General features: G+C 67.3%; 19 protein-coding genes and 1 pseudogene. 4 read left to right on the top strand and 16 right to left on the bottom strand.

Going from position 1 to position 21,890, the window contains the following annotated elements:
* The 4 genes from DBZ45_RS00780 to rimP form a co-directional block, all read right to left on the bottom strand.
* Positions 1-712, bottom strand: a 712-nt coding sequence (locus tag DBZ45_RS00780; protein WP_190242951.1) for a translation initiation factor IF-2 N-terminal domain-containing protein, incomplete at its 3' end; no start/stop codon positions are given.
* A 152-nt stretch (positions 713-864) separates the two neighbouring features.
* Positions 865-1,128, bottom strand: coding sequence for a YlxR family protein (locus DBZ45_RS00775; protein ID WP_440130482.1), 264 nt, complete (start codon positions 1,126-1,128; stop codon positions 865-867).
* A 317-nt stretch (positions 1,129-1,445) separates the two neighbouring features.
* Positions 1,446-2,423, bottom strand: a complete 978-nt coding sequence (nusA, locus tag DBZ45_RS00770; protein ID WP_111902082.1) for a transcription termination factor NusA — start codon at positions 2,421-2,423, stop codon at positions 1,446-1,448.
* Positions 2,423-3,040 carry a ribosome maturation factor RimP gene (rimP, locus tag DBZ45_RS00765; protein WP_111902081.1) on the bottom strand — a complete coding sequence of 206 codons (618 nt, stop codon included), beginning with the start codon at positions 3,038-3,040 and terminating at the stop codon, positions 2,423-2,425. Before rimP ends, nusA begins: the two co-directional genes overlap by 1 nt.
* A 105-nt stretch (positions 3,041-3,145) precedes the next feature.
* On the opposite strand from rimP, the gene DBZ45_RS22570 reads away from it, so the two are divergent.
* From DBZ45_RS22570 to DBZ45_RS00745, 3 genes are all read left to right on the top strand, one after another.
* Complete coding sequence (locus DBZ45_RS22570) at positions 3,146-4,390, top strand: DUF4439 domain-containing protein (protein WP_146617420.1); 1,245 nt, start codon at positions 3,146-3,148, stop codon at positions 4,388-4,390.
* A gap of 61 nt (positions 4,391-4,451) precedes the next feature.
* Positions 4,452-5,195, top strand: coding sequence for a VIT1/CCC1 transporter family protein (locus DBZ45_RS00750; protein WP_111902078.1), 744 nt, complete (start codon positions 4,452-4,454; stop codon positions 5,193-5,195).
* 105 nt (positions 5,196-5,300) lie between these two features.
* Positions 5,301-6,371 carry an aminoglycoside phosphotransferase family protein gene (locus DBZ45_RS00745; RefSeq protein WP_111902077.1) on the top strand — a complete coding sequence of 357 codons (1,071 nt, stop codon included), beginning with the start codon at positions 5,301-5,303 and terminating at the stop codon, positions 6,369-6,371.
* A gap of 38 nt (positions 6,372-6,409) precedes the next feature.
* On the opposite strand, the pseudogene DBZ45_RS00740 reads toward DBZ45_RS00745, so the two are convergent.
* The 10 genes and pseudogenes from DBZ45_RS00740 to dxr all read right to left on the bottom strand — a co-directional run bounded on the left by DBZ45_RS00740 (position 6,410) and on the right by dxr (position 16,774).
* Positions 6,410-7,539 (bottom strand): annotated as a pseudogene (locus tag DBZ45_RS00740) (pyridoxal phosphate-dependent decarboxylase family protein).
* 79 nt (positions 7,540-7,618) lie between these two features.
* The gene (locus tag DBZ45_RS00735) at positions 7,619-8,413 is read right to left on the bottom strand and encodes a sulfite exporter TauE/SafE family protein (RefSeq protein ID WP_111902076.1); all 795 of its coding nucleotides are present in this window, start codon (positions 8,411-8,413) and stop codon (positions 7,619-7,621) included.
* 15 nt (positions 8,414-8,428) lie between these two features.
* On the bottom strand, positions 8,429-10,240 hold the full coding sequence (locus DBZ45_RS00730) for a proline--tRNA ligase (protein ID WP_111902075.1): 1,812 nt from the start codon (positions 10,238-10,240) through the stop codon (positions 8,429-8,431).
* A gap of 287 nt (positions 10,241-10,527) precedes the next feature.
* Positions 10,528-11,415, bottom strand: a complete 888-nt coding sequence (locus tag DBZ45_RS00725; protein ID WP_111902074.1) for a GNAT family N-acetyltransferase — start codon at positions 11,413-11,415, stop codon at positions 10,528-10,530.
* Complete coding sequence (ispG, locus tag DBZ45_RS00720; protein WP_003805892.1) at positions 11,378-12,544, bottom strand: flavodoxin-dependent (E)-4-hydroxy-3-methylbut-2-enyl-diphosphate synthase; 1,167 nt, start codon at positions 12,542-12,544, stop codon at positions 11,378-11,380. Before ispG ends, DBZ45_RS00725 begins: the two co-directional genes overlap by 38 nt.
* A gap of 39 nt (positions 12,545-12,583) precedes the next feature.
* Positions 12,584-12,877: a YciI family protein gene (locus DBZ45_RS00715; protein ID WP_111902073.1), complete on the bottom strand. Its 294-nt coding sequence runs from the start codon at positions 12,875-12,877 to the stop codon at positions 12,584-12,586.
* 25 nt (positions 12,878-12,902) lie between these two features.
* Complete coding sequence (locus tag DBZ45_RS00710; protein WP_111902072.1) at positions 12,903-13,427, bottom strand: hypothetical protein; 525 nt, start codon at positions 13,425-13,427, stop codon at positions 12,903-12,905.
* Entirely contained in the window at positions 13,424-14,119 is a 696-nt protein-coding gene (locus tag DBZ45_RS00705) for a MarR family transcriptional regulator (protein ID WP_111902071.1), read from the bottom strand. The genes DBZ45_RS00710 and DBZ45_RS00705 overlap by 4 nt, the downstream gene beginning before the upstream one ends.
* Positions 14,120-14,208: 89 nt before the next feature.
* A complete protein-coding gene (locus tag DBZ45_RS00700) occupies positions 14,209-15,540 on the bottom strand; it encodes a M50 family metallopeptidase (RefSeq protein ID WP_111902070.1) in 1,332 nt (443 codons plus the stop codon).
* A gap of 19 nt (positions 15,541-15,559) precedes the next feature.
* Positions 15,560-16,774, bottom strand: coding sequence for a 1-deoxy-D-xylulose-5-phosphate reductoisomerase (dxr, locus tag DBZ45_RS00695; protein WP_111902069.1), 1,215 nt, complete (start codon positions 16,772-16,774; stop codon positions 15,560-15,562).
* A gap of 115 nt (positions 16,775-16,889) precedes the next feature.
* On the opposite strand from dxr, the gene DBZ45_RS00690 reads away from it, so the two are divergent.
* A complete protein-coding gene (locus DBZ45_RS00690; protein WP_111902087.1) occupies positions 16,890-18,335 on the top strand; it encodes a lipase maturation factor family protein in 1,446 nt (481 codons plus the stop codon).
* A gap of 76 nt (positions 18,336-18,411) precedes the next feature.
* On the opposite strand, the gene DBZ45_RS00685 is transcribed toward DBZ45_RS00690, so the two are convergent.
* Positions 18,412-20,973, bottom strand: coding sequence for an ATP-dependent Clp protease ATP-binding subunit (locus DBZ45_RS00685; RefSeq protein ID WP_111902068.1), 2,562 nt, complete (start codon positions 20,971-20,973; stop codon positions 18,412-18,414).
* 76 nt (positions 20,974-21,049) lie between these two features.
* The gene (locus DBZ45_RS00680; RefSeq protein ID WP_111902067.1) at positions 21,050-21,880 is read right to left on the bottom strand and encodes an HpcH/HpaI aldolase/citrate lyase family protein; all 831 of its coding nucleotides are present in this window, start codon (positions 21,878-21,880) and stop codon (positions 21,050-21,052) included.
* Positions 21,881-21,890: the final 10 nt, after the last annotated feature.

Here is a 21,890-nt window from a genome sequence, read left to right as displayed (position 1 = left end):
CGCCAGCCGCAGGACGCGGGCCGGGCGTAGCGCCGGGACGCGGAGCACCGGGACGGGGTCCGCCTGCACCGGCTGCCGGACGCGGACCGCCGGGACGCTCGCCATCAGTGCGGCCGCCTCCGGGACGGGGCATGCCTTGGGAAGTTGCAAACGGGTTGTTGCCCGGGCGCGGCGGACGTTCGCCGTCTCCACCGCGGCCGCGGGGCATGCCCTGGGACGTGGCGAAGGGGTTGTTGCCGGGGCGGGGGCCACCGGGACGCGGAGCGCCGCCCGGACGTGAGGGGGTCTCTGCCTTGGGCGCGGGACGCGCTCCCGGCTTGGCACCAGTGGAGGGCGCAGCAGGCGTCGAGGCAGCCGGAGCTGCCGGGGCGGCGGGAGCAGCCGGAGCTGCAGGCGCCTCGGCCTTGGGGGCCGGTGCCGGTGACGGTGCGGGAGCCGGAGCAGGCGCCGCAGCCTTGGGGGCAGCGGGGCCGGGAGCCGGCGCGGGTCGGGATTCCGCCGGCTTGGCCGGGGACTTGGGGGCGGCGGCGGGGGCTTCGGACTTCGAAGCGGCGGCAGCCGGGAACGCGTTGCGGAGTTTCCGCACCACGGGGGCCTCAATGGTGGAAGAGGCGGAGCGAACAAATTCGCCCAGTTCCTGCAGTTTGGTTACTGCATCTTTGGAAGTAATACCGAGCTCTTTTGCAAGCTCATGTACGCGGACCTTGGCCACATTTCTCCTGTCTCGGTCCGCACCGAGCCAGGCACGAACCGTCTACTTCTTACTGCGGGCCCCCGCTGCGGTTACAGCTGAAAGGCCCATTGCAGAGCGCAACAAAGTTGTCATCGTTACGCGCTCATCGCTGGGAACTCATCGGGTTTCCATCAGATTTCTGACCCGCTTTCAGGTTGGACGGTTGGTACTGCAGACGCCGGGACGTCCGCAGCGTGCGCTCCTGCCGTTATCCGGCGTTCGACGGCGGCGGTTCCGGTTGCCCCGTTGAGGGCCCTCCCGAAGGCTCGCCGCTTGACCGCCAGGGCCAGGCACGCTTCGCTGGGGTGCAGCCATGCACCCCGGCCAGCCATCCGGCGTCGTTCATCCACCACGACGGCGGACGAACCGCCGGTGTCGGAGACGAGCCGGAGCAACTCTGACCGCGGCCCCTTTTTCCGGCATCCAATGCAGGTACGCTGCGGCTGATTCCCGAGTTGTTGCACGTGTGCCACTGCCGAGTATCTTCCTGCCTGTACCTATCTGCGTGCCCGGCCACCCGCCACTGCCTTTCGGCAGGAACCCGGGCGCACGAACACGCTGATGCCGGCCGCTAGGCGCGGCCACGTTCTATTCTAGCCCCTGACGGGCCCCATACCCGAAACGGGAAACCGAAACTGCCCGCCGCGGGGGCGGGCAGATCGGTCGAGGTCTGGACTTGTGCCGGACGGTCTGAGTCCTGCCCGGCGCAGCGCTAACCGCGGGGAGCGGCGGCGTCGGAGACGATATCGATGCGCCACCCCGTCAGCTTGGCGGCGAGGCGGGCGTTCTGACCCTCCTTGCCGATGGCAAGGGAGAGCTGGTAGTCCGGCACAACGACGCGGGCCGAGCGGGTGGCTTCGTCGGTGATGGTGACTGAATTCACACGCGACGGCGACAATGCGCTGGCGATGAAGGTGGCCGGATCCTCGCTGAAGTCAACGATGTCAATCTTTTCGTCGTTCAGTTCGGTCATGACCGCCCGTACACGCGAGCCCATTTCGCCGATGCATGCACCCTTGGCGTTGATGCCCTGGGTGTTTGCCTTGACAGCGATCTTAGTGCGGTGCCCGGCTTCGCGGGCCAGGGCGACGATCTCCACGGAGCGATCGGCGATCTCGGGGACCTCCAGTTCGAAAAGCTTCCGAACCAGGCCCGGGTGCGAACGGGACAGGGTGATGGACGGGCCCTTGGTACCGCGGTGCACGTCGATGACGTACGCGCGCAGCCGGTTGCCGTGGATGTACTTCTCCCCCGGCACCTGCTCGGGCGGCGGAAGCAGGGCTTCCACGGCGCCGAGGTTGACCTGGATCATGTGCGGGTTGTTGCCCTGCTGGATCAGCCCGGCAACGAGTTCACCCTCGCGGCCCTTGAATTCGCCCAGGACGTTGTCGTCCTCAACGTCGCGCAGCCGCTGCAGGATGATCTGCCGGGCGGTGCTGGCGGCGATGCGGCCGAACCCGGCCGGCGTGTGCTCGAACTCACCGATGGGTGCACCGTCGTCGTCGATCTCGGTGGCCCAGATGGTCACGTGGCCACTCTTGCGGTCCAGCTCCGCGCGGGCCTTCTCGAAGGCGCCCGGCGACTTGTGGTAGGCGACCAGCAGGGCCTGCTCGATCGTGGGAATGAGGAGATCCAGCGGGATTTCGCGCTCACGCTCCAGGAGTCTCAGCGCGCTCATGTCAATATCCATCAGGCCTCCTCAGAAGGTCCATTGTGCTCAGTTTCCAGACCGGCCTCGTCGAGGCGGCTGAACTCAATTTCGACTTTTCCGCTGCGGATCTTGTCGAAAGGAAGTTTTACGGGGTCGCCCTGTTTGGGCTTCATGCCCTTTTTCACGGCGATTTCGGGAACCAGGGTCACGCCGGCGTCGTCAACGGAGCTGATCCTGCCTGTGACGTTCTCGCCCTGGATCACGTTGACCGCGACCATCCGGCCGCGGGCGCGGTGCCAGTGCCGGGGCTCGGTCAGCGGCCGCCCCACGCCGGGCGACGAAACCTCAAGGTCATACGGACGGCTGTCCGTGTTGGGGTCGCTGTCCAGGATGTCGGAGAGTTCCTTGGAGATGTCGGCGATGACGTCAAGGCTCACCCCGCCCGTTTCTTCCTGCGGCAGATCCACCACGACGTGGACCACGCGGTTGGAACCTGCGATGTGGATGGCAACATCCTCGAGGTAAAGCCGGTGCGACTGGACTGCGGGCTCCAGCAGCGCCCGGAGGCGCTCAGCCTCGGGATTGTGGACAGCCGCGGGTTCAGCCTTTCCCGCGTCGGTCCGGTCTGATGAAGTCGTGGCTTCTGCATTGCTCACGATGCCGGCCGCCTCCCGTTAGATGATGTTGTGTGTACTAGCGTAGCGATTTTCCGGGCGGCTTGGTGCACGGACTTCCCCGCGGCCGTGACAACATGGTCTGTTGTGAATGACGACAGCGGGCGAAAAAGAACGCCGGCCAGCTATCTCCGGTATGGCCTGCTGGCACTCTCCGCATTCCTGGTGCTGAGCCTCGGTTTTGCGCTGATTCCGGGGGAATCCCCTGCACCGGCAGCTCCTCCATTCTCCGAGCAGGCGCGCGCCGCCGCCCTCGCTCAAACCTTGGATTTAAGGGCTGCCAGCCAGCAGCTCGCGGACGGGTCGTCGGGTGCACGGCGGCAGCTGTTTTCGCACACTGTGACTTTGCTGACTACGCAGGCGCGGGCGCTCCTTCTTCCGGGCGGCGCCACCGCCACGTCGGCGCCGGGCGCAATTTCAACGGCAGGGGCAAAGTCAACGGCAGGGGCGCCGGGATCCGCTGGTCCCTCCGCCGCTGCATCATCGGGGACAGCACCGCCGCGCCCGGCCACGCTGCCCGTGCTGGTGGCAGCATTGTCCACGAGCGGCAAGGAACGCCTCGCCCATGCAGAGAAGGCCGACGGCGGGATGGCCCGCCTGCTCGCCGCGGTAGGAACCGCCCAACTGCTTCAGGCGACGACGCTGGCACAGGTTGCGGGAACCCCACCGCCTGCCGTCGCGGCGCCGGTCACAACGCAGCGAGACACGGCCAGGGCGTGCTCCGTCACCAGCTCCCCGGGCAACAGCGCCGAATCGGGCAACAGCGCCGAGGCCGGCGGTAACGCCCAGCCAAACGACAGTGGCCAGTCCACCAAGACAGCGGACCCGTCTGACAGCGCCACGCTCGCCGCCGCCCTGAACCGGGTAGTCCAGACAGAAGTTGAGACGGTCTACGGCTACCAGGTAGCGCTGACCCGCCTGGCCGCGCCGGCAGCGGACCAGGCGAGGGCCCTGCTGGCCACGCATGAAACCCTCGTCGGCCAGGCCGAGGCCTACACCCGTGCTCTTTGCGTGTCAGTTCCTTCCCGTGAACCGGGTTACACCCTTGGCACCTCGTTCCTGCAGAAGCCGGCTGCGGGACTGGCCAGCCTCGAAGCAGGAACGCTCCCGGTCTACGGCGACCTTGTGGCGCTGAGTGAGGGTGAGACCCGGCGGTGGGCTGTCAGCTCGCTGGTCGCGGCCGCCCAGCGGACCATTCGCTGGGGGTCCGATCCTGGCCCCGTACCGGGCATTGTGCTGGACACCGCGCTCCTGCCGGTGCTTCCGGACCCGGCTGCGCCCTCGCCGCGCCAGACCGACGGCGGCGCAGCGGCAACCCCCACCGCACCCTAAGCGCGGGCCGGCCGGTGACAGCCACTGGCAGCCTGCCGCTGCAAAGTGGTTTGCTGGAGCCATGGATTCAGCGGACAGGTCTGCGTTGCCCCCTGCGGGTCAGCACGCCAATGAGCCCCACAGTAACGACCTCGTGCACCGCCTGAACTGGCTGCGTGCCGGTGTCCTCGGAGCCAACGACGGGATTGTGTCGGTCGCGGCGATTGTGGTGGGCGTGGCCGGTGCTACCAGTGACAACGGCCCCATCCTCGCGGCCGGTGCTGCCGGACTCGTGGGCGGTGCCGTATCGATGGCCCTGGGTGAGTACGTCTCCGTCAGCAGCCAGAGCGACAGCCAAAAAGCGCTGATCGAGAAGGAACGGCGCGAACTTGCCGAGGAACCGGAAGAGGAGCTGCTGGAACTTGCCGCGATCTACCGGAGCAAGGGCCTTAGCGAGGAAACAGCCCAGAATGTGGCGCGGGAACTGACAGAGCACAACGCCCTGGCGGCACACCTGTCCGCGGAGCTCAATATCGACGAACAGGACATCGTGAGCCCCTGGCATGCCGCCTTCGCGTCCGCCATCGCCTTCACGCTGGGTGCCATCCTGCCGATGCTGGCCATCCTGCTCCCTCCCGAGAACATTCGGGTTGCGGTGACTTTCGGAGCTGTCCTGTTGGCCCTGGCCGTGACGGGGGCCGTGGGCGCGTGGATTGGCGGCGGTTCGAAAACCCGGGCGGGGGCACGCGTAGTGGTGGGCGGCGGCGTTGCCCTGGCTGCGACGTTCACTATCGGCAACCTGCTAGGCGCCAGCGGCATTGTGTAGCGGTGCCAGGAGCCGCCCAGGCAGGAGCTGTCCAAGCAGCAGCTGTCCAGGCAGGAGCCTCCCCGCGTCCCCGATCCGCAAGGCCAGCTCCACTACGCTGGGGCTGTGAGCCGGCCACCAGACGTTCCCATCCCCCTGGACCTAACGCGCCGTTACTCCCGCAGCAGCGCCGGCAGGGCATGGCTGGCGTCCCTTCCCGACATGATCCGCGGCCGGATCGACCAGTGGCAGCTTGAGCTTGATCTGGAACCGGGAGCGTTTCCGTGGAGCGGGCACGGCGCGGTTGTGGTTCCGGTCCGCGCGGCAGGATCGCCAGCAGCATTGAAGGTGGCCTTTCCGCATGACGAAGCCCTGGTGGAACGCCATGCGCTGGCGCTGTGGAACGGCCATGGCGCGGTGAAGTTGCTGGCCTCCGACGCCGGAACTTGTTCAATGCTCCTTGAGCGCCTGGACGCGGGCACGTCGCTCCGGACAGAGCCGATGGATACCGCCCTTGAGGTGTGGGGCGGGCTCATGCGGGAGCTGAGCCTCGTGCCCGACGCCCGGCCGCAGTGGCAGGAATTCGTGCACGTGGCCGCCCGTGCGGAACAGTGGAGCGACGACCTGCCCGCCGAATGGGAACAGCTGGGCCGTCCGTTTCCCCGGTGGCTGCTGGAGGCAGCACTCGAGGTTTGCCAGACCAGAGGCGCCGTGGGTCGCCGCTCCTCCGAGGACGTCCTGGTCAATACGGACTTCCACTACCTCAACATTCTGGCCAGGCCTGACTCCCGGGCGAACAATGCGGCAGGCAACCATTCGGTCCGGAATACTGCCGCCGACGGCTTTGCCGCCATCGACCCGCAGCCGATGGTGGGCGAAGCGGAGTTCGCCGTGGCTCCCGTGCTTTGGAACCGGATCCCGGACCTGCCGGCATCGGATCCCGCCGGCGGGCTGCTGGCACGGTGCCATGACTTCAGCCTCGCGGCCGGGCTGGACCCGGAAGTGGCCCGGCAGTGGAGCCTTGCCCGGGAGGTGGATAACGCCTTGCATTACGCCTCGAGGCCGGGCCACGGCGGTGACATGGCCCGGTCCCTTTGGGTGGCCAGCACACTTGCCGGCCGGACGCTGGACGGGCTTCCGGCTGCCCACGACTTGCCCGAACCCGGCGAGGATGCCATGAACACATCGCCGTCGTAGGACCCCCAGGAGCACAGGCCCCAAAGCGCACAGGGCCGTCAGGGCTCGCCCGACCGGACGGCTTCGACGGCTCTCCGCACCGCTTCCACCGCGGTGGTGACGTCGTCGGCGTCGGTGGTCCCGTTGCTGACAGATATCCGCACCACCTCCCTGCCGTGCCAACGGGAACCGGACATCCACACCTTTCCGTCGGCGATGAGCCGCTCCGCCACACGCCGGGTTGGGGCGTCGTCGCCGAAGGCCACGGAGATTTGGGTGTAGCCGACGTCGTTCAGGACTTCCACACCGTCAATGACCCTGAGCTGTTCCCCGAGCTGGGCAGCGGACGTGGCAAGGCGGGATCTGTCCCGCAGCGCCGTCCCTGCCCAGGGACTTCAGTGCTGCCCACACGGGCACTCCCCTGGCCCTGCGGGAAAGCTCCGGAACCCGCTGGCTGGGATCACCCGAGCCGTCGGCATCCTGAAGGAGGTAACTGGCGTTCAGCCCCATGGCGCTGCGCAACGCTTGCGCATCCCGGACAGCGACGACGCCGCAGTCGTACGGGACGTTCAGACTCTTGTGGGCGTCTGTGGCCCAGGAATCCGCCCGTTCCACCCCAGCGGTCAGCCCTGCGAGCTCCGGGACGGCCGCAGCCCAGAGTCCGAAGGCCCCGTCCACGTGCACCCAGGCGCCGTGTGCCTTGGACACGGCGGTGGCTGCGGTGAAGGGGTCGAAGGCTCCCGAGTGCAGGTTTCCGGCCTGCAGGCACACCAGCACCGGGGCCGGCCCCGACCCCTGGGATCCGCCAGACTTGGCGGCGGCTAGCCCGGCGAAATTGGCCATGGTAGTTCCGGTGACGAAGCCGACGTCGGATTCCTCGGGCAGACCCAGCAGCTGCAGCAGCCAGTGGCCCGCGGCGTCCAGCCGGGAGGGTACCGCCGATGACCCAGCCGAAAAAGCGCCCGGAGGGCATGGCCATGAGGCCCGGTTCGGGGTGGCTGGCCAGATAGTCCACGACGTCGGCCGGGGGCATGCCGGACTGTGGCAGCGCTCCGTCGAACGCCGCCGCGAGTTCCCGGGCTGCCTGCTGCGGACCAACCCGGCGGCTGGGCTGGCTTTCCAGCCAGCGCGTCGCATGCCGGACGGCTGCAGCCAACGCATCCCTGTAAGGTTTCGCACCGGCTGACATAGAGGCATGCTACGCCGTCCCGGTACCGCCCGCGAGAAGGCAGCTGCGCCGGAAAGCCGGCCCAGCCGGGGAACCCAGCTCAGGCGAAGTTCTCCTGCCACACGTCGAAGGCGAGCTTGACGATCAGGGCGAAAACCACCACGAGGAACACGACACGGACAAACTTGCTCCCCTGCTTTACGGCGGTACGTGCGCCAAGGTAGCCCCCGGCCATGTTCGCCGCGCCCAGCAGCAGTCCGACTCCCCAGAGCAGGGAGCCGTGCGGGAGGAAGAATATGAGCGCCCCCGCGTTAGTGGCCATGTTGACGATTTTCGCCTTGGCGCTGGCCTCCAGGAAGGCGTACCCCATCGCCGAAACCAGGGCGATCACCAGGAAGGATCCGGTGCCGGGGCCGATGAGGCCGTCGTAGAACCCGATCACGGCGCCGATGGCGCAGGCCACCACGTAGTGCGTGCGGCCGCCGTGCCGGAGTTCGGTGAGGTGTCCGGCGTCGGGCCTAAGTGCGGTGAACAGCGCGACGGCCACGAGGGCCACCACGATGATTGGCTTGAACACCTCCGCCGGCAGCCGGGTGGCCAGCAGCGCACCGCCGAAGCTGCCCGCCAGCGCGATCGCGGCCATCGGCACGGCCGTCCGCAGATCAGGCCGGACGCGGCCGTAGTAGGTGACGGCGCTGGTGGTGGTGCCGAAAATGGAGCCCATCTTGTTGGTGGCCAGTGCCTGCACCGGGGTGATCCCCGGGACGAGCAACAGCGCCGGCAGCTGCAGCAGGCCACCGCCGCCCACGACGGCGTCCACCCAGCCTGCGGAGAAGCCAGCCACCACTATCAGGACGATAGTGGCGAGCTGGATCGACTCAAACCCCGAAACCACCGGGAGGGCAGGCGGTCAGTTGCTGCGGACGGCGTTGACCACGTAGTCAACGGCCTTGTCCACGGCCACGTTTTCAGCCTCGCCGCTGCGCCGGTCCTTGATTTCGACGACGCCGTCCACCAGTCCGCGGCCGACGGCAAGGATGGTGGGCACACCCACAAGCTCGGCATCGCCGAACTTCACGCCCGGGGAAACCTTGGGACGGTCATCGTAGATGACCTCCAGGCCGGCGCCCTCAAGCTCGAGGGCGAGCTGCTCGGCGGCGGCGAAGATCTCCTCGCCGCGACCGACGGCCACCACGTGCACGTCGGCCGGAGCCACGGAGCGTGGCCAGACGAGGCCCTTGGCATCGTGGTTGGATTCAGCCAGTGCGGCGACGGCGCGGGTGACGCCCACGCCGTAGGAGCCCATGGTGACCACCACCTGTTTGCCGTTCTGATCCAGGACCTTCAGTTCCAGCGCTTCGGCGTACTTGCGGCCCAGCGCGAAGATGTGTCCCATCTCGATGCCGCGGGCCGTTTCGAGCGGTCCGGAGCCGTCCGGGGCCTCGTCGCCGGCGCGCACCTCGGTGCACTCGATGACGCCATCCCACGTGAAGTCGCGTCCCGCCACGAGCCCGAAGACGTGCTTGCCCGCCATGTTGGCACCGGTCACCCAGGCCGTGCCGCTGACGACGCGCGGATCCACCAGGTACAGGAGCTTGGCTGCGCCTTCGAGGCCAAGGAGCGGTGCGCCCAGCGACATGCCCGGGCCGAGGTAACCGCGCACGATGAGCGGGTTGCGGGCCAGGTCCTCTTCGCCGGCGGCTTCCACGGCGATTTCGCCGGCGACCGGAAGGTAGGCACCGATGTTGGCCTCGACGCGCTTGAGGTCGACACCCCGGTCGCCCGGGACACCGAGCACCACGATCTGGCGCTCCCCGGTGGGCAGGGTGACGGCGAGAACAACGTTCTTGAGCGTGTCAGCGGCAGTCCAGGGGCCGCCGTCGGCCTCGCTGCGCGGCACGAGTTCGTTGGAGGCTGCCACCAGCGTGTCGATCGTGGGTGTGTTCGGGGTATCGCGGATCACCGCGGCGGGGGCGTTGGTGAAGTCGATGTCCGCGGGAACCACCGTGGTCACGGCTTCGACGTTGGCCGTGTAGCCGCCGGCCGAACGCACGAAGGTGTCCTCGCCGATGTCGGTGGGGTGCAGGAATTCCTCGCTCCTGGAGCCGCCCATGGCACCTGCGGTGGCCGTGACGGGAATGACTTCAAGGCCCAGCCGCTCGAAGATCTTCAGGTACGCCGCCCGGTGGGCTGCGTAGCTGGCGTCCAGCCCGGCGTCGTCGACGTCGAACGAGTAGGAGTCCTTCATGATGAACTCACGGCCGCGGAGCAGCCCGGCGCGCGGACGTGCCTCGTCGCGGTACTTGTTCTGGATCTGGTAGATACTCAGCGGCAGGTCCTTGTACGAGGAGTACAGGTCCTTGACCAGCAGCGTGAACATCTCCTCGTGCGTGGGGGCCAGCAGGTAGTCGCCGCCCTTGCGGTCCTTCAGCCGGAACAGCCCTTCGCCGTATTCGGTCCAGCGGTTGGTCGCCTCGTAGGGCTCCTTCGGGAGCAGTGCGGGGAAGTGAACTTCCTGGGCGCCGATGGCGGCCATCTCTTCCCGGATGATCTGCTCCACCTTGCGCAGCACGCTCAGTCCCAACGGCAGCCAGGTGTAGATGCCCGGAGCCGCGCGACGGATGTATCCCGCGCGCACGAGCAGCCGGTGGCTGGCCACCTCGGCGTCAGCGGGGTCTTCACGCAGGGTGCGCAGGAAAAGCTTGGAGAGTCGAAGAACCACGGGTAGGTGTCCGTTTCTGGGGGAAGTGCTGATTGTCTGGGTACTAATGTACCGGCTGGGCAGCAGCACGGGTTGCGGGCCCTGTTGGAACTGAACAGGAAAGCCACGCCCCGCAGGTGAAGCCCCTGGCCGTTTACGGCTGGTCATCCCTGTGGCGGCGTGGCTCCGCGGCCGGTCATGCCGCTAATTCTCGAGAGACCACCCGAGTCCGAAAACCCGGTTAGGACGAACCTATGTGATAGCCGTCACCGATTCCAAATCCACTTTGGCGCGGGGCTGGTCGTCCGCTAGAACAGAACTGTAGCGAAGGTCCCCACCTGCCGGAAGCCGACACGTTCATACGTTGCGCGGGCCCGGGAGTTGTAGTCGTTGACATACAGGCTGGTGACGGGCGCCATTTTCTGGGCCAGCAGCACCACGGCCGCCATGTAGCCGGCGCTCAGCCCGAGTCCCCGGTGGCTGGGGTTCATCCACACGCCCTGCACCTGGGTAACCTCGGCGGTGACAGCACCCAGCTCGGCCTTGAACACGACTTCGCCGTCCTTCAGGTGGACCAGGGAGTGTCCCTGCCGGATCAGGCCTGCCACCCGACGGCTGTAAAAGTCGCGGCCGCCAAGGTAGGGCGAGTAGCCAACCTCCTCCTCGAACATCGCTGCACAGGCAGGGAGGATGGCGTCGAAATCTGCGTACTGCCCGTACCCCAGCTCCCAGTTCGGTTCAACGGCCGGGGGGCCGGAAATGGTCATGAGCGGCTGGTCCGGCCGTACTTCGTGGGCCACGTGGCCCAGCTCCTCCAGCCGGCTGTGCAGCGCAAGCACCGTTCCGGCCGGTCCGAAGATCGACGCGTACCGGCGCCCGGAGCGGTGGGCCGCAACGGCCACCGGTCCGGCCAGCTCGGGATCCAGTTGGACGGGGACCAGGTTGGCGCCTGCCCAGCAGGCGCCAACCAGCACGTCGTCGTCGAAAACGCCCAGGACGTTGGCCCCGCCCGGGGTGGGCGCGGCAGAGTCTGTTGACTCCAAATGCGCCAGGATGAACACGTTGGCGACGGGATCGCTTTCTGCCAGTTCGCGCAGTTGACGGGTGTCCGCAAGGCCCAGTACCCGGACGGTCGCACCGTCCGGCGCGGCGCCGTCCTTATGAGACGCTAACCACGGGGCTACCCTTGACAGCATCTTCGCCATCGGCCTCCCCCATCTCTTCCGCGATACGCATGGCCTCTTCGATCAGTGTCTCAACAATCTGGCTCTCGGGGACAGTCTTGATGACCTCGCCCTTCACAAATATCTGGCCCTTGCCGTTGCCGGAGGCGACGCCGAGGTCAGCTTCCCGCGCTTCGCCCGGACCGTTGACGACGCAGCCCATGACCGCGACGCGCAGCGGGATCTCCATTCCCTCGAGGCCGGCGGTGACCTGCTCGGCAAGGGTGTAGACGTCCACCTGGGCGCGCCCGCAGGACGGGCACGAGACGATTTCCAGCTTGCGGGGGCGCAGGTTCAGCGACTGCAGGATCTGGTTGCCCACCTTGATCTCCTCGACGGGAGGGGCGGACAGGGACACGCGGATGGTGTCGCCGATGCCGCGCGAGAGGAGAGCGCCAAAGGCTGTGGCCGACTTGATGGTTCCCTGGAAGGCGGGGCCGGCCTCAGTGACGCCCAGGTGCAGCGGCCAGTCGCCCTTTTCGGCGAGCATCTCGTAGGCCGCCACCATGACCACCGGGTCATTGTGCTTCACGGAGATCTTGAAGTCGTGGAAGCCGTGCTCCTCGAAGAGCGAGGCTTCCCAGACCGCGGATTCGACCAAAGCTTCCGGAGTGGCCTTGCCGTACTTCTTCAGGATGCCCGGTTCCAGCGATCCTGCGTTCACGCCGATGCGGATGGACGTGCCGTGGTCCTTGGCCGCCTTGGCGATCTCCTTGACCTGGTCGTCGAACTTGCGGATGTTGCCCGGGTTGACGCGCACCGCAGCACAGCCTGCCTCGATGGCCGCGAAGACGTACTTCGGCTGGAAGTGGATGTCGGCGATGACCGGGATCTGCGATTTCCGGGCGATGATCGGAAGCGCTTCCGCGTCATCGGCGGACGGGCACGCCACGCGGACGATGTCGCAGCCGGAGGCCGTCAGCTCGGCAATCTGCTGCAGGGTGGCGTTGATGTCCGTGGTGGGCGTGGTGGTCATCGACTGCACGCTGATGGGGAAGTCGGAACCGACGCCGACGGAGCCCACCTTGATCTGCCGCGTCTTGCGTCGCGGGGCAAGGACGGGCGGTGGTGCGGATGGCATTCCCAGGCTGACCGAGGTCACGTGGACTCCTTGAATTCGAAAATCGGTGGTGCGGGGCGGCTAGGCTGCGTGCTCAGCCAGGAGACCGGTCACGGGTGCCCATTCGGTGGTTCGCGTGCCGGAAATGACGCCCGCTGCCGCGAAGGGATCCTGCCGGAGGATCTCGTTGAGTGCGGCTTCGTCGGCCGCCTTGAAAATGAGCAGGGCGCCTGCGCCGTCGCCGTAGGGTCCGCTGGCCAGAAGCCTGCCGTCCTGCGCGAGTCCTGCAGTCCATTCGCGGTGGGCGGGGCGGGCGGCCGCTCGCGTTTCGGAGGACTCGGCGTCGTATACGTACTCAACAGCAAAAACAGTCATAGAGATACCCTATCCCGCGGCCGGGCTAGCCGAGGAGCACGACCTTCGTGAAGGCCGCAACTCCCGCCGCCCACAGCATGGAGGCCAGGGTGCCGATGATGAACCTCTCCGCGGCCACCGGCGTTTCCTTGAGTTCCGCGAACCGGCCCAGGCCTTTTATGGCCACCACGTAGGCGATTGCCACGGGCTGCCCGGCCAGAATGGCGAGGCAGACTGCCAGCCGCTCAAGCACCCCGATGATGGCCCCGCCCCGGAGGATCCGTTTGGCCGACGCCTCGCCTCCGGCTTCCGGCGCGGCCGCACCACCAGCGTCCACCGTGATGTCGCCGTTCACTGTGTTCACCCTGTCCCCTGCGGCCGGGCTGTCCACCGAGGCCGGGCTGTCCACCGTCACGTCGGCCGAGGGGTCGTCGGCGCCGTCCCTGCCTGCGCTGGCGGCGGCGTCGGCTTTGTCGTCGATGGTGCGGGCCAGCCGGAAAACCAGGGCCGTGACAGGCCAGCCCACGAATCCGGCCGTCAGCAGGGCGGCTGCGATCCAGACTGCGTTCACGCTTCTCCTCGGTTGTCGTCGCCTTCCTGAGTCCCGGGGATGTGGTTCTCCAGGATGAGGCGGTGGGCGGTTGCCAGCAGCATTTCCACCGCCGGTCTTGCCGCCCATTCTTCCTGCCAACCGGACCGGATGACGGCCCGGCTCACCGACTGTTCGGTGATTCCCAGTTCCCTCGCCACCTGTTTCTGGAGTCCGGTGCGCCCGGAGCCCTGGTCGGTTGCTACACCGCTCTTCGCACGGAGGGCATCCACCACCCGCCACTGGGCTTCGGTCCGCGCCTGCACCAGGCCTCCGACCAACCGCAGCACCGCTTCCGCGTTGGCGCACGCCACGGCAGCCTCGTGCTCCCGGCTCCCCGCGACCACGGCGGCGGGGACGTGCCTCGCGGCTGACTTGGCACGCTCCACTGCCCGGCGGGCAGCCACAAAGGCGGGGCCGGACCCTTCACGCGGACTCGCGTCTGGCGGCAGGTCCCCCGGGCCGACGCCGATTCCGACGTACCAGTGCCCGCTTCGGAGGGCGTGCAGGGCCACGTCGACCACAAGGGCAGGGTCCTGCAGGACGCCCTGCACTTCGTCGCCGACCGAGCGTTCAAAACGGACACCGAGGTGGCTGCCGAGGTCCCTGAGGAGCTCGGGCACGCGGTCCACGTCGCCGGTGCTGCCCCGCTGGTCGATGGTCAGAACGTACATGAGATGAACCGTATCCGGCTTATATTGGTAAATCAATCATTTAGAGCTGATTTTCGGTAATCAGCCATTCTAAGCTGAATACGAGGGAACTAGCCGAAGAGATTCACCGGCTTCACGATGTCCGCATAGATCAGCAGCGCACCCATCCCCATCAGCAGCGCCGCCACCACGTAGGTCACCGGCAGCAGTTTCGCGATGTCGAAGGCGCCCGGGTCGGGTTTGCCGAATAGCTTTGCCACCCGCCGCCGCACTGCCTCGTAGAGTGCGCCGGCCACGTGGCCGCCGTCAAGCGGAAGCAGCGGGATCAGGTTGAAGACGGCCAGGGCAAAGTTCAGCCCGGCAAGCAGTCCCACCAAGGCGGCAAGCCGGGCCTGGGCAGGCACTTCCTCCATGGCGGCCACCTCGCCCGCCACGCGGCCCACGCCCACCACGCTGATGGGGCCGTTGGGGTCGCGGGGTTCTTCGCTGAACGCCGCCTTGGCCACACCGGCCACCCGGGCCGGCAGATTGAGGACCACCCCGGCAACCTGTTTGATGTTCTCCCCCGCCATGGGCAGGACGGACGACGCTGGCTGGGGAACCAGGGCGGTCTGCGCACCGATGCCCAGGAAGCCGACGTCCTGGTACAGAAGGGTCCCGGCGTCGTCCTTTGCCTGGCGCCCGTCCGGACCGACGACCGGGCGTGCCGACAGAACAGGGGTGACGGTGCTGGTCACCGGGGAACCGTCGCGCTCCACAGTGATGGACACTTCCTTGCCCGCCGAAGCGCGGATCCAGCCCGTGAGCTGGTCCCAGCTGGTCACGGTTTTTCCGTCGAAGGCGGTGATGACGTCGTTTGGCTTGAGCTGGGCGGCAGCGGCCGGAGTCGGCTTGCAGTCGGCGGAGTTCGGATCGACCGTCTCCCCCGCCTTGACCTGGCACTTGGAAACGTCGGCGATGGTGGTGGTGGGCTCGGAGATGCCGAACCCCATGAGCAGCACGGCCGTGAGCACGAGGCCGATCAGCAGGTTCATTGCCGGACCGCCCAGCATGATGATGATCTTCTTCCAGACCGGGAGCCGGTAGAACACGCGGTTCTCGTCCCCCGGCCCCACATCTTCATGGGCCATGGAGCGGGCCTCGCTGGCCAGCGTCTGGAACATGCCGGTGCTGGACGGACGCACCGAGCCGTCCTCCTTGTTGGGCGGGTACATGCCGATCATCGAGACGTAGCCGCCCAGCGGCAGCGCCTTGAAGCCGTACTCGGTTTCGCCCTTTTTGGTCGACCAGAGCGTGGGGCCGAAGCCGATCATGTACTTGGTGACGCGCACCTTGAACAGCTTGGCGGGTACCAGGTGGCCCACCTCATGCAGCGCAATGGACACCGCGATGCCGACCGCCACAAAGACGACACCAAGGATAAAGAGGATAACGGGACTCATGCTTCAGATCTGCTGCTTCCTAGAGACTGCTCACTGCTAAACGTTCGTGGGTGCGCGCACGTGCCCACTTCTCAGCATCCAGCACGGATCCGACCGTTAGCCCGGAGGAACCCGAATGTTCGCCGAGGACGGCCTCGATGGTGTCCACGATGTCCGTGAACCGGATCCTGCCCGCATGGAAAGCCGTGACTGCTTCCTCATTGGCGGCGTTGAACACAGCGGGGTAGGTGCTTCCCTGCTTTGCCGCCTCTTTGGCCAGCCGCACGGCGGGGAATGCGGAGGAGTCCAGCGGCTCGAACGTCCAGCTGGCGGCCCGGGTCCAGTCGCAGGGCGTGGCCGCGTTCGGGACCCGGTCCGGCCAGCCCAGGCCAAGGGCAATCGGCAGGCGCATGTCCGGCGGGGAGGCCTGGGCGATGGTGGAGCCGTCCACGAACTGCACCATGGAGTGGATCACGGACTGCGGATGGACCACTACGTCGATCCGGTCCAGGGGGATGTCGAACAGCAGGTGCGCCTCTATGACTTCGAGGCCCTTGTTCACCAGGCTGGCTGAGTTGGTGGTGACCATCAGGCCCATGTCCCAGGTGGGGTGGGCCAGCGCCTCCTCCGGCGTGACGTCGAAGAGCTGTTCGCGCGTGCGGCCGCGGAACGGTCCGCCCGAGGCGGTCAGGATGAGCCTGTCCACCTCCGCGGCGGTCCCCGAGCGCAGGCACTGGGCGATGGCGGAGTGCTCGGAGTCAACCGGCACGATCTGTCCCTCCGCGGCGGCGGCCTTGACCAGCGAGCCGCCAACGATCAGGGATTCCTTGTTGGCGAGCGCCAGGGTGGCGCCGGATTCCAGCGCGGCGAGCGTGGGCGCCAATCCGATCGAGCCCGTGATGCCGTTGAGCACCACGTCCGCCTTCACGGCGGCGATCCTGGTTGAGGCGTCGGGACCGGCGATGATCTCAGGCCGGTACTGCCCCAGCCCGGCTGTCCGGGCGGCGTCGCTGATCAGGTCCCGGAGCCGCCGGGGATCACCTTCGGCGATGCCGACGGCGGCGGCGCGGGTGTGCACGGCCTGCCGGGCGAGGAGTTCGAGGTTGCCGCCCCCGGCGCTCAGCGCCACAACCTGAAAAAGGTGGGGGGCGCCGTCGACGACGTCAATCGCCTGGGTGCCGATGGAACCGGTGGATCCGAGGATGACGATGGTGCGCGGCTGGCTGTCTGGACGGCTGGAGCCGGAAGTCTGCATGGCTTAAGTATCCCGCACCACCGGTGGCCGGCGGACGGGCGGACCGGCGCAGGCAGGCTGCGCAGGTAGGTTGCCGCACCTTGACGCCCATCCGCGCCGGGGTAACGTGGTGCCCGTGGACTGGGCCGCATGGTTCGATGCGCCGGACTACGAATTCGCCCGGCAGGTGCTGCAGCGCGGGGTCGCCGCACTCTATTTCGTTGCGTTCCTCTCCTCCCTCAACCAGTTTCCTGCGCTCCTCGGCGAGCGCGGCCTGCTTCCCGTTCCGGACTATCTGAAGGCCTTCAGCCGGATGCGCAGGCCTACACTGTTCCGCTGGCGCTACTCGGACCGGCTGCTGCGGGCCGTCTGTACAGTGGGGCTCGCCATCTCCGGAGTCCTGGTCCTCGGCCTCCCCCAGCTGGGCCCGCCCTGGCTGCCGCTGATCGCGTTCCTGTCCTTGTGGCTGCTGTACATGTCCGTGGTCAACGTGGGCCAGACGTTCTACGGGTTCGGCTGGGAGATGCTGCTCCTGGAGGCCGGCTTCACCGTGGCGTTCCTGGGATCGGACCAGACCGATCCGCCCAGGACCATCCTGATCCTCGTGGCCTGGCTGGTGTTCCGCCTGGAATTTGGTGCCGGCATGATCAAGATCCGTGGCGGCCGGGAGTGGCGCGACCTCACCGCACTGTACTACCACCATGAGACCCAGCCGATGCCCGGCCCCCTCAGCCGGCAGGCGCATCTGCTGCCGAAGCCATTCCATCGGCTGGAGGTGGTGGGAAACCACTTCGCCCAGCTGGTGGTGCCGTTCTTCCTCTTCGCGCCGCAGCCGCTGGGCAGTATTGCGGCGGGCATCATCATCTTCACCCAGCTGTGGCTGGTGGCCAGCGGCAATTTTGCGTGGCTGAACTGGATTGCGATTGTGCTGGCCTTCGCCGGCGTCAGCGATCCCGTGGCGCATGCGGTGCTGCCGGTCCTTCCGCTGGAATGGCACACCACCGGGGAGACACCGCTCTGGTGGCTTGTCATTACGCTGGCCGCGTCCCTGCTCCTGGTGGTCCTCAGCTACTGGCCCATCCGCAATCTGTTCTCCGAGTACCAGCTGATGAACGCCAGCTTTAACCGCTGGCAACTGGTGAACACGTACGGCGCATTCGGCACGGTCACCAAGCAGCGCATCGAAGTGGCAGTGGAGGGCACCCTGGACGAGGAGCCGGACGAGGCGGCAGACTGGCGCGAATACGGTTTCAAGGGAAAGCCGGGCGAGGTGCACCGGCTGCCACGACAGTGGGCGCCCTACCATCTGCGGCTGGACTGGCTTATGTGGTTCCTGCCCCTGCGCACGGTCCACGAGGAATGGTTCTACGCCTTCCTGGGCAAGCTGCTCGAAGCTGACGCGGCCATGCTGGGGCTGCTGCGCCATGACCCGTTCGACGGCGAACGCCCCCGCTGGGTGCGCGCCCGCACTTACCTGTACCGTTTCGCCACCCGGGCGGAGTTCCGGGAGACCGGCCAGCGCTGGATCCGGACGCCGCTCTATGAGGCGATTCCGCCCATTTCCCTGCGGGCAGGAAAATAGCCGCCTGCAGGAAAGCGGCCGGCCGGGCGGGTGCGGAGCCGGCGCTCCGCACCCGCCCCGGCCGGCAGCTTACTGACTACGCCGCCAGGGGCAACACAGCGCCCGAGGTTACGCTGAGCTGACCAGCCTCCGCGGACACGGTGACGCTTCCGCCCGGCTGCAGTCCGGACGCGACCAGCAGGTCGGCGATACGGTCGTCCACCTCGCGCTGAATGACGCGCAGCATGGGACGTGCACCGTATTCCCGTTCGTAGCCTCGTTCGGCGATCCAGTCGACTGCTTCCTCGGTTACGCTAAAGCCGATCCCTTGCACCTTCAGGCGGGCCTCCGTTCCGTTCAGCATGAGCCGGACGATCTGGCGCAGCTGCGCCTGGTCAAGCTTGCGGAACAGGACGACCTCGTCGAGGCGGTTAAGGAACTCCGGCCGCATCGATTCACGCAGCCGGGCCATCACTCGTCCGCGCAGGGCTGCATCCGAACCGGTATCCCCTTCGCTGGCCCGGATGGCGAATCCCGCCGGGCCTGTCTTGCTGGCGAGGAACTCGGACCCCAGGTTGGACGTCATGATGACCACAGTGTTGCGGAAGTCGACCGTTCGGCCCTGCCCGTCGGTCAGACGCCCATCGTCCAGAACCTGGAGCAGGAGATTGAACACGTCCGGATGGGCCTTCTCAATCTCGTCCAGCAGCACGATGGAGTACGGATTCCGCCGCACCCTCTCGGTAAGCTGGCCCGCCTCGCCGTAGCCGACGTAGCCAGGGGGCGCACCGACCAGCCGGCTGACGGTGTGCCGCTCGCCGAACTCACTCATGTCGAAGCGGACTAGCGCGTTCTCGTTGCCGAACAGGGACCCGGCCAGCGCCTTGGCCAGCTCGGTTTTGCCGACGCCGGTGGGCCCGAGGAACAGGAAGCTGCCGATCGGCTTGCCCTCCGTGCCCATGCCGGTGCGGTTGCGGCGGACGGACTTGGCGATGGCCGTCACCGCGTCGTCCTGCCCGATGACCCGCTCATGCAGTTCCGCTTCCAGCTTGGCCAGCCGTTCCCGGTCATTTTCGGTGATCCGGCTTGCCGGAATTCCGGTGGACCTGGAAATGATCTCGGCGATACCCGCTTCGTCAACAACTGCAGGGACGGCACCGGGCGCCGTTCCCGCACTGATCTTCTCCTTCGTGGCTGCGATTTCGTCCCGCAGCCGCGAGGCCTCCTCGAACCGCTCGTCAGCGACGGCAGCATTTTTTGATTCCTCAAGGGCAGCGAGCTGTTCGCGCAGAACATTCATGTCACCTGTACCGCGCTGCAGGCTCAGCCGCGCTCCCGCCTGGTCGATGAGGTCAATGGCCTTGTCCGGCAGGAAGCGGTCGGTGACATACCGTGCGGACAGCTCGACTGCTGCCCGGACGGCGGCGTCGGTGTACTCCACGCCGTGGTGTTCCTGGTACCGTCCCCTCAGCCCTGCCAGGATCTGAATGGCGTCCTCGATGCCAGGCTCACCGACGTGGACGGGCTGGAACCGCCGCTCGAGAGCCGGATCCTTCTCCACCTTGCGGTACTCGTTCAGCGTCGTGGCGCCCACGAGATGAAGTTCACCCCGTGCCAGGCGGGGCTTGAGGATGTTGCCGGCATCCATGCCTCCCTCGCCTGCCCCGCCGGCGCCGATCACGGTGTGCAGTTCGTCGATGAACAGGATGATGCTGCCCGCCTGGCTGCTAATCTCATCCATCGCCTTCGTGAGCCGCTCTTCGAAATCGCCCCGGTACCGGGTTCCGGCGAGCATGGCAGGCAGGTCCAGTGAAATGACGCGCTTGTTCCGAAGCTGCTCGGGAACCGCGCCCGCCGCAATTGCCTGTGCCAGGCCCTCAACGATAGCCGTCTTGCCCACCCCGGCCTCGCCGATCAGGACCGGGTTGTTCTTGGTTCGGCGGGCGAGGATCTCAATGGCTTGCTCGGTCTCCTGCGAGCGCCCAATCACCGGATCCAGTGCGCCTTCACTGGCGCGCGCCGTGAGGTCCGTGCTGTAGGTGTCAAGGGTGGGCGTCGCCGGGCCAGGCCCGGCGGAGGGCTGGCCGGTGGCCGGGGAACCTGATCCAGGTGCCGATCCACCATCGGTCTCCGCTTCAGTGGCTCCCGACTGGAAGGACTTGGGCGTCACGCCGGCGGCCATGAGGATCTGGCCTGTCGGTGCTTCCTGGTTAAGGACCAGGGCGACGAAGAGGTGCTCGGGATCAATGTAAGTAGACCCGAAGGCACGGGCGACTTGGTGGGCATCGAGCAAGGCCCGCTGGGCCGACGGCGTCAGGGCCGGTGTTCCGTCCACTGCCACACTCGACTTTTCGGGCAGCCGGTCTTCTGCCGCCTGGGCGACCGCGGCAGTGTCAGCACCGGCTCGCCGCAGGTAACCGGCGGCGGGTTCGTCCTGCACCATGACACGGAGTATGTGCAGCGCGTCGACGTCGCTGTGACCATGGTCAGTGGCGAAGCGGGCGGCGTGGGCAAGCACCTCGTGGGTACGGCGGCTCAGCAGCCGGGTGAGGTCGCGGGGGCGCGTCGACCTGGCAGCCCGCTGGCCCTGAAGGTAACGGGCAAAGAACTCATCAAAGGAACCGTTGCCGGAACCGGCAGGCCCGAAAAACGTAGGCATTAAACCTCCAATAGAAACTTGAGTGTACTTGACTCAAGTCCCGCTCCTGGAGATTTATTCCCGGGCAAGGACCCGGCTACCGTGCCCTGCGGAGCACCGACTCGGCGTGCCGGAGGATGGGGCCGTCGATCATCCGGCCCTGGTACTGGAACACGCCGGTACCGGCTTCCCTTGCGGCCGCCAGCAGGTGCGTGGCAGCGGCCACGTCCTCGCCCGAGGGTGCGTAGGCGGACCGGACGGCGGCCACCTGGCTGGGGTGGATGCAGGCCTTGGAACCGAACCCTGAGGCAGCGGCGTCCCGGGCTTCCGCGGCGAGCCCATCGAGGTCGGGGATGTTCACGTAGACGGCGTCCACGGCCTGCTTGCCCGCTGCGCCCGCCGCCAGGAGTACAGCGGAACGGGCGTGCAGGGCAACGGCGCGGTAGCCGCCGTCGTCGTTCCTGCTGGAGGTGCCGCCAAGGGAGGCGAGCAGGTCTTCCGCGCCCCACATCATCGCTACCACGTTGGGTTCCGCCGCGATGGCGGGTGCGTGGACTACGCCCGCGGCCGTCTCGCACAGGGCAATCACGTGGAAGTCCGGCAGGGCCCGGAGCTGGCTCGCGCTCTCTGCCTTGGCGAGCATGACGGTGCGGTAAGGCGTGTGCGCCAGGCAATGCAGGTCCTTCTCGAAGTCCTCGGTGCCGGCCGGGTTGATCCTGATGATGGTCCGGCTGGGGTCGAGCTCCGGCGCGTCGCCGGAGCCGCCGAGCTGGGCAAGGATCGCGCCCCGGGCCCGCTGCTTGTCCGGCGCCGCCACGGCATCCTCAAGGTCCAGGATGACGGCATCGGAGCGCTCGGCGGCCTTTTGGAAGCGTTCGGGGCGGTCGGCAGGGCAGAAGAGCAGGGCAGGACCCATCACGAAAGTCATACAGTCATTG

The organism is Arthrobacter globiformis, from assembly GCF_003261175.1.
Lineage (GTDB): Bacteria > Actinomycetota > Actinomycetes > Actinomycetales > Micrococcaceae > Arthrobacter > Arthrobacter globiformis_A.
Note: the sequence above shows the minus strand (reverse complement) of the source record. Positions and strands in the feature narration are given on the sequence as shown.